This window comes from Pseudomonas sp. EU05-FHT14B02, assembly GCF_058791055.1.
In genome coordinates this window covers 80421-88921 of sequence record NZ_JBYTDD010000034.1, presented here as the reverse complement: position 1 = coordinate 88921, position 8501 = coordinate 80421, and the positions used below count along the sequence as shown (strand labels likewise).

Genomic DNA, 8501 nt, shown 5'->3' with positions numbered 1-8501 from the left:
TGTGTTTGCTCGCACGAACATCATCAAACAAATCGGCGTTCTTGTTTCTGTGTTTCCCAGGATTCCGTGAAGAACCCTTTTTTTGTGGCTGCAGCGACCTCCTGTGGGAGCGAGCAAGCTCGCACCCACAGGGTCGTGGGTTTATTTCGCGGAAATGGCACCATCCACCAGCGTTTGCGCCTCGGCCACCAGTTGCTTGAGGTGGTCGTCGCTGACAAAGCTTTCGGCGTAGATCTTGTAGATGTCTTCCGTGCCCGACGGACGCGCCGCAAACCAGCCGTTCTCGGTCATGACTTTGAGACCGCCAATGGCCTGGTCATTGCCCGGTGCGTGGCTGAGGATGCTCTGGATCGGCTCGCCGGCCAGTTGAGTCGAGGTGACCTGTTGCGGCGACAGCTTGCTCAGCAGCGCCTTCTGCTCCGGATTGGCCTTGGCGTCGACCCGTACCGAGAACGGCTCGCCCAGTTCATCGGTCAAGGCGCGATACGCCTGACTCGGGTCGCGACCAGTCCGGGCCGTCATCTCGGCGGCCAGCAGGGCCGGAATCAAACCGTCCTTGTCGGTGCTCCAGACACCGCCGTCCTTGCGCAGGAACGAGGCACCGGCGCTTTCTTCGCCGCCGAAACCCAGAGAGCCATCGAACAGGCCGTCGGCAAACCATTTGAAACCCACCGGCACTTCGTACAGGCGACGTCCCAGACGCTTGGCCACGCGATCGATCAAGCCGCTGCTAACCACGGTTTTACCCACGGCGGCATCGGCGCGCCATTGCGGACGATTCTGGAACAGGTAGTCGATGGACACGGCGAGGTAATTGTTCGGTGCCAACAAGCCACCGGACGGCGTGACGATGCCATGGCGGTCGTGGTCCGGATCGCAGGCAAACGCCACGTCGAAGCGCTCTTTCAGGCCGATCAGGCCTTGCATGGCGTGGCTGGACGATGGGTCCATGCGGATCTGGCCGTCCCAGTCGACGGTCATGAAGCGGAAGGTCGGGTCGACCTCTTTGTTCACCACATCCAGGTCCAGCCGGTAATGCTCGGCAATCGCCGACCAGTAACGCACCCCTGCTCCACCCAGTGGATCGACACCCAGGCGCAGCTTGGCATCGCGGATGGCGTCGAAGTCGATCACGTTGATCAGGTCGGCGACATAGGTGTTGAGGTAATCGTGACGATGAGTAGTGCTGGCCTTCAGTGCCTGCTCGTAGCTGATGCGCTTCACGCCAGCGAGCTTGTTGGCCAGCAGTTCGTTGGCCTTGGCTTCGATCCACTTGGTGATGTGGGTATCGGCCGGACCGCCGTTGGTTGGGTTGTACTTGTAGCCGCCGCTTTGCGGCGGGTTGTGGGACGGCGTGATGACAATGCCGTCCGCCAGGCCAGTGGTGCGTCCACGGTTGTAGCAGAGAATCGCATGGGAAATGGCCGGTGTCGGCGTGTACTCGTCACCTTCGGCGATCATCACGGTCACGCCATTGGCTGCCAATACTTCGAGGGCACTGGCGCCGGCCGGCGTGGACAGCGCGTGGGTGTCGATACCGACAAACAGCGGGCCATCGATGCCTTGAGCTTCGCGGTACAGGCAAATCGCCTGGCTGATCGCCAGCACGTGCCATTCATTGAAACTCAAGTCGAACGAGCTGCCACGGTGTCCCGACGTGCCGAAGGCAACGCGCTGGGTTGAAATCGCGGCATCAGGCTGGCCGGTGTAATAGGCCGTTACCAGTCGCGGGATGTCGACCAACAATTGTGCCGGTGCCGGTTTACCCGCAAAAGGACTGAGTGTCATGCAAAACCTCTGGAATAGAGTGGTTCAGGAATTGGGTCGCAGTTTACTGGCAGTTTGACCGCAAGGCGATGGGATCGATCCGCACAGTGGAGGTTGTTATTTTTTGTCTCACTCACTCGACTGATTCCAGGCGCAGCGCATCCCCCAGCAATCCCAGCGCGGCCGCCAGATTGTGATCGCCACCGAAGGTATGGCTCAAGCGCAGATGCTGTCCGTGCAGACCGTGGAGGCTGAACAACTCGCCAGGTGCGATGACCACCTGATGCGCCAGCAGGCGCTGGAACACACGACGGACATTGACCCGACGCAACGAGCGCATCCAGATCGTTGCACCCCCTTGCGGGTCGACGAAATGCAAGGCATCACCCAATCGCTCCTGCAACAACAGGGTCATTTGATTCTTGCGGTCATTGAGCAGCCGTCGCAGCACCAGCAGGTGTTGATCAATACGACCGCTGCTATACAAACGGGCAATGGCTTTCTGGCGAATCGGCGAAAGTCGGAAGGACCGCAGCAGAAAGTGCCGTTGCAACTCGGCGCTCAAATGCCTTGAAAGCAGAAAACCGTAGGGCGCTTCAGGCCCGATGATTTTCTCGAACGTGGAAAACACCATCAGCCGTTCAGGGTCCAGCAAGTCTCGAAAGCGCAGGGTGCCCAGGTCGAATCCGAGTTCGCCATAACAGTCGTTTTCCAGCACCCAGCTGTCATGTGCGGCCAATAGCCGGGCAATGGCCTGCCTGTTGTGGTCAGGCGCCAGGCTGCCACGTGGCATGTTCAGGGCCGATGACAGCATCACCAGCCTTACCGGTTCGGTATCGAGCAGCATTCTAAGACGCTCCGGATCCAGACAGGCATCGGCTTGCACGGGCAACTCGATCACCCGCACGCAGGCGGCTTGAAACAAGCGCAGGATCGTCCAGTCGCACGGCGATTCGACCACCACCGTTGCGTCTTTCAAGCCCAACACGGCGATCAGGATTTCCAGTACACCGCGTAGGTCGGCGCCGATGTAGACATCATCGGCGTGCCAGTAACGCATGGGAGACGTGGTGTAGCGTGCTGCCAGGGCGGCGCGCAATTCCAGTTCGCCGCAGGGTTGCGAAGGCGACTGCGGCTGGCGGGGATACTGGCGCAGCAACTCCCGCTCCAACAGCAACAACGGGCTGTCCAGTGGCTGCAATAACGCCGGTTCATCGGCGCTCAGGACCAGCATCCCCGGGCGCCTGGCATTGACGTAGACGGCTTCCAGCAAGTCGCTGCCGCTGTCCTGCAGGTTGATTGCGGACACTGGCAATGCGTAGTAACCGGACTTGGCCACCGAATAGACCCGCCCTTCTTTCTCCAGCAGCGAATAGGCGTACTGAATGGTCGAGATCGACACGTTCAGACGCTCAGCCAGGTGGCGCAGCGACGGCAGGCGGATGCGCGAGTCGCCTTCAGACTCGTTGATCAGGCTGACCAGGTATCGATAAACCGCTTGATAGGCAAAATCCGTTTCTCGTGGACCTTTCATCGGCGAAGGCCATTTGCATTGACTGAAAATCCGCCCACGTTCAGTGACCCGCTGACCATTCATCCACCAGCGTGATGCTGGCGTCAGGATCGCCCGCAGTACTTTGCGACGCCCCCCTTTGGATGATTGTTTCAGCCGCCCCGCCATCGTCTGCGGGCGTCCATTCCATACGGTAAAGCTGGCCAATCAGACTGACGGGCAATCCGCTGACATCAATCATCCATTGCATGATCTGTTCGGCGACCGGGTGCCCCTGCATGGCCTTGTGCAACTCGGGCATGGCCACCAGCATGCCCGGATGGCACTGACGCAGAAAACGCTCGAGCCCTGCGCCTTTTTCGGTAAAGGGCGCAAACAGCAGGCACACCAGTTGTGCTTCGCTCAGACCCAGATTCTTTTGTGCCTCGGCCGCCGCTCGGCCGCGCAATTCGGCCCGTGTCGCCGGATTGCCGAAGACCTCAATGGCCTGCTCGCACAATCGCTCGGGCAAGCGCTTGCGGCGCATCATCACCAAGGCCCGTTGCAGGTATTGCGCAACACCGGATTCGTAATTGCGATTCTGCACGAAGCACGCATGCAGCCCTCGGACGTGCGCCGTGATCGACGGGCTGACGAATTCGTTGTCGCTGATCTGCGCGGACAGTTCGTCAGGCTGGAAGCCGAGAAACTCAGTCAACAATGGCCAGCGCTCTTCCAGGTTGCTGACCAGCAGGTCGTGAATGTCGATGCAGCCCGCACGACGGCAGGTTTCGAAGCGCTCTTGCGGACGCCAACGGGCCTGGCCGTAATCGGCGTAGAACCCGTGATAACAGTCGCTGCCCAGTTCATCGAGCAATGCAAACAACCCCACATAACCCGGTTCGCCCGCAGGCGAAGGCCTGAGCCCTGCCTTGGTGGCGGCGCGCCTCAAGCCGTCGATGAACTGCTTTTGCTGACGCGGCGTGTCACTGATGAGCAAGGCGTCGACACCGCCGTCCCAGCGAGCGATTTGTCCGTAGAACTCTCCCGTGGCCAGATAACCGTCATCCCAAAGGTCAAACCCGCCGCGCCACTCCCGGCGATGGCCGATCAGCAGCAGATTCAGGCGGCTGGACTCGCGGCCGGCGTCGGAGATAGGCGTCAGGTGGTTGAACGGCAACACTTCCCGATCATCGACCATCAGCACTTCGACCCGGGGATCGTCATAGACAAACAATGCGCTGTTGGTCCGGTGCATGTTTTCCACGGCCGCGCCGCTTGTGCCGTTCAACCGTAACGAGGCGATGCGCAACTGGAATGTCGCCGGCGTCCGCGTGGCGATGGTCAACTGTGCAGCACGCAACAAAGCCAGGGTGTAGCAGTTGTCTCGAGTCCCGGACTGGATCGCCAGCACCTTGTAATCGCCAATGTGCTCCATGCCCCCCGCTGCTATTGCCAGGCGCTGAATCAACAATTGCAATGCAGTGCGTTCGGCACGGGAGAAAAAACCCAGCAATCGCTGCAGCACTTGTTGATAGACATAGTTCATCGCTTGGTCATGGATGCTGGTCATCTTTATTTACCTGATACTCGTAAGTTCAATATCGTGCAGACAGCAAATCCCGTTGGACTGTCGGCGCGAATGGAGTCATGGACTTTATTGCCAAATGCTAACACTTGATTTTTCTTGAAATCATTTGAAATGATCGCAACACCCCCTCGACTTAACGACAAAGGTGAGGCTGGAACGCCCTGCTGGTAAGGGTTTGCTGATTTGAAACCGGAGTCCTAGGAAATATCCGACAAAGTCCCACAGACACTTAATACAAGAAACAAGGAAGGAAGTTGCAGCTGTCTTTTTGGCAACTAGCCAACGGCCAACTAATTTGGAGATTTGCACCGATGGCGCACATTGAAAAGTTTCAGCCTGACACCCGGCCATGACTCATTCCTTGAGATGAAAGTAATCATTCAATTATCAGGGCTTAGTGGCTGATTAGAAGCTACAGATTACGGGCAAAAACCAGTTCAGTTGCTGGACCGGCCTGCGGATCGACGGCTTTCGGGGGGCTCAAACGAAAGAGTCCGTGCAGGCACGGACTCTTGGGAGGACTGTAAGTGCTACGCGGGCTCGACCTGCAGCGCGACCCTTTCGCGACACGGGCATTCGTCCATGTAGCGGTGCGCTTCGACAAACTCGGCAAACGGGAAGACCCGAGTCTTGAGCGGCAGCAGAACGCGGTCGGCGGTCAGCTGATTGATGTCGCGCAAGGCACGTTGCAGTGCGGCCTGGTCCTGGGTGATGCCCAGTTCCGGCTTGCCCGTGAAATTGCCGATGCAGTGCACGAAGAACTGAATGTTCTTCTGGAACGCTGCGCAGGCCGGGAAAGGTGTCTGGTTGCCACCTTGCAGGCCGTACAGCACCAGGCTGCCGCGAGGTGCCAGCACATCGCCCAGCATCGACATCTGCGGACCGCCCAAACCATCGAACACCACATCTACGCCACGGTTATCGGTGATTTTGTTGATCCGCATCAGCAGATCTTCTTCCTCGGTGACGATCACTTTCTCGGCACCCAGCGACAGCAGGTATTCACGTTCCTCCGCGGTCTTGGTCACGGCGATCACTCGAACACCCAAGGCTTTGCCCAGTTGTACGAACGAAGGTCCGGCGCAATGACTCGCGTCAGTCACCAGAGCAAATTGCCCGGGCTTGACCCGTGCCAGATCGGCATAGGCGAAATAGGCAATCAACAACGGTGTGTAGTGCACGCTCGCTTCAATCGGGCTAAGCACATCCGGATAACGGGTGACTGCCGAGCGCGGCAGAACAATCTGCTCGCCGTAGACCGGGTAGTCGTTCGGGCTTTGGGCCGGAAAGCTGGCGACCTTGTCACCAACCTCCAGGTCATCGACGCCATCACCGACAGCGGTGACGATACCGGCCATCTCCTGGCCAAGGCCTGAAGGCAGTCGGGCATGGGACGGGGCCAGGTTCTGACGCCAGAGAGTGTCATACCAACTGATGCCGATCGCCTCGACGCGTACCTGCACTTCGCCCGGTGCAGGCAGAGCCGTCGCATGCTCTTCGCATTTGAGCACCTCGGCTGGACCAAACTTGTGAAAACGTATCGTGCGGGACATCGCAAACCTCGCCAAATAAACCTCTAATGCCATGAACTCTAGCCGGGCTTTCAACCCAACACTATCTGTGGCTATTAATAGTCGACATGCCTGTCATTGATTCCGCAGCGGCGGCAACATCGTCAAATGTCGTAAGAAACCGAAGCAGCCTATGTAGGAAAAACTGAATTACCCGGTGCAGAGTACCAGTCTTTCCCCGTAATATTCCTGCTGGCCATTGTTCTCATATGGCCGCCCACGTCAAGCTTGCTGACTCTGCCAGGACTCCAGATGAATCGTAATGACCTGCGTCGTGTCGACCTGAACCTGTTGATCGTTTTCGAAACATTGATGCACGAACGCAGCGTGACCCGCGCTGCGGAAAAACTGTTCCTCGGCCAGCCAGCCATCAGCGCAGCGCTCTCGCGCCTGCGCGGCCTGTTCGATGATCCTTTATTTGTGCGTACCGGTCGCAGCATGGAGCCGTCCGCCAGAGCGGTCGAGATCTTCGCCCTGCTCTCGCCGGCACTGGATTCGATTTCCACCGCCGTCAGCCGTGCGGCCGAGTTCGATCCTGCCACAAGTACCGCCGTGTTCCGCATCGGCCTTTCGGACGACGTCGAGTTCGCCTTGCTGCCAATGCTGCTCAAGCGCCTGCGTGCCGAATCGCCGGGGATTGTGTTGGTGGTACGTCGGGTCAACTACATCCTGATGCCGGGATTGCTGGCATCCGGTGAGATATCCATCGGTGTCAGTTACACCACCGACCTGCCGGCCAACGCCAAACGCAAGGTACTGCGTCGCAGCCAACCGAAGCTGTTGCGCGCCGACACCGTGCCGGGGCCGTTGAGCCTGGATGATTACTGCGCTCGCCCCCATGCACTGGTGTCGTTCGCTGGCGACCTCAGCGGCTTCATCGATGAAGAGCTGGAAAAGCTCGGGCGCAAACGGCATGTGGTGCTCGCCGTTCCGCAGTTCAACGGGTTGAGTACCCTGCTCGCAGGCACCGACATCGTGGCGACGGTGCCGGACTACACGGCCGACGCGCTGACTGCCGCTGGCGGTGTGCGGGCTGAAGACCCGCCGTTGCCGGTGCGCAGTTTCGAGTTGCACATGGCTTGGCGTGGGTCCCAGGATAATGATCCGGGGGAGCGTTGGTTGCGTTCGCGGATTCAGATGTTCTTCGGGGATCCGGATAGCCTCTGAGAAGGCGGCGCAGGCTTGAATGAAAACGGGCGCCTTGAAAGGCGCCCGTTTTGTTGTAGCGGGTTGCATGACCGACATCGGGTGCATCGACGTCGAACCGGGGAAGATCAGCAAAAGAATTTCGTATACCCTAGCGCTATCTCACTCCAAATGACCGCCGCCGTGAACCTACCCAAACTCAACGCACCCGACCTTGGTAACACGCCTTCGACTTCGGAAATCATCACCCGCCATCTGCGGGATGCGATTGTCGCCGGGCATTTTGCCGAGGATGAGCCGATCCGCCAGGACGACATCGCCCGCCAGTTCAATGTCAGCAAGATCCCGGTGCGCGAAGCCCTCAAGCGGCTGGAGGCCGAAGGATTGGTGATGTTCCAGCGCAATCGCGGGGCGATGGTCACGCGGGTTTCCGATGCGGAACTGGCGCAGATGTTCGAAGTGCGGATGTTGCTGGAGGACAAGATTCTGCGCCTGGCCATTCCGAACATGACCGAAGAGACCTTCGCCCGTGCCGAGCGCATCTGTCAGGAGTTTGTCGGCGAGGACGACGTGGGGCGCTGGGCCGAGCTCAACTGGGAGCTGCATTCCTGTCTGTACGAACCGGCGCAGCGACCGTTTCTGGTGAGCCTGATCCGTTCGGTCAACGACAAGCTGGAGCGTTATCTACGCATGCAGATGAGCTTGTCGGCCGGTAAGGAGCGCGCCGATCACGAACACCGCGAGATCCTGGCGGCCTGCCGTGCCGGGGATGTGGACCTGGCGGTGAAGCTTCTGGACGAGCACATTGCCGGCGTCTGCACGACCCTGTTCGAGCACCTGCCCCACAGTCACTGACAGCGACGGATGCTGTGCCGATTTCGTCATCGACACAGACTAAATCCATCAAGCCGACACCCCGCCGTACGGGCCACTC

Annotated in this window: 6 protein-coding genes; 2 read left to right on the top strand and 4 right to left on the bottom strand. The window is 59.2% G+C overall.

All coding sequences use genetic code 11. The features are described from left to right. Positions 1 to 141 precede the first annotated feature (141 nt). The 4 genes from pgm to AC3WTM_RS25725 all read right to left on the bottom strand — a co-directional run bounded on the left by pgm (position 142) and on the right by AC3WTM_RS25725 (position 6403). Complete coding sequence (gene pgm, locus AC3WTM_RS25740; RefSeq protein ID WP_102671580.1) at positions 142 to 1788, bottom strand: phosphoglucomutase (alpha-D-glucose-1,6-bisphosphate-dependent); 1647 nt, start codon at positions 1786 to 1788, stop codon at positions 142 to 144. 112 nt (positions 1789 to 1900) lie between these two features. Next, complete coding sequence (locus tag AC3WTM_RS25735; RefSeq protein ID WP_102671579.1) at positions 1901 to 3301, bottom strand: aminotransferase-like domain-containing protein; 1401 nt, start codon at positions 3299 to 3301, stop codon at positions 1901 to 1903. A gap of 40 nt (positions 3302 to 3341) precedes the next feature. Next, a complete protein-coding gene (locus AC3WTM_RS25730; RefSeq protein WP_102671578.1) occupies positions 3342 to 4832 on the bottom strand; it encodes a hypothetical protein in 1491 nt (496 codons plus the stop codon). A gap of 548 nt (positions 4833 to 5380) precedes the next feature. Next, entirely contained in the window at positions 5381 to 6403 is a 1023-nt protein-coding gene (locus AC3WTM_RS25725; protein WP_102671577.1) for a zinc-dependent alcohol dehydrogenase family protein, read from the bottom strand. Positions 6404 to 6673: 270 nt separating this feature from the next. Between AC3WTM_RS25725 and AC3WTM_RS25720 the strand changes: the two genes are divergently transcribed. Next, complete coding sequence (locus AC3WTM_RS25720) at positions 6674 to 7588, top strand: LysR family transcriptional regulator (RefSeq protein ID WP_095942189.1); 915 nt, start codon at positions 6674 to 6676, stop codon at positions 7586 to 7588. A 162-nt stretch (positions 7589 to 7750) separates the two neighbouring features. Then, positions 7751 to 8422: a GntR family transcriptional regulator gene (locus AC3WTM_RS25715; RefSeq protein WP_236709744.1), complete on the top strand. Its 672-nt coding sequence runs from the start codon at positions 7751 to 7753 to the stop codon at positions 8420 to 8422. Positions 8423 to 8501: the final 79 nt, after the last annotated feature.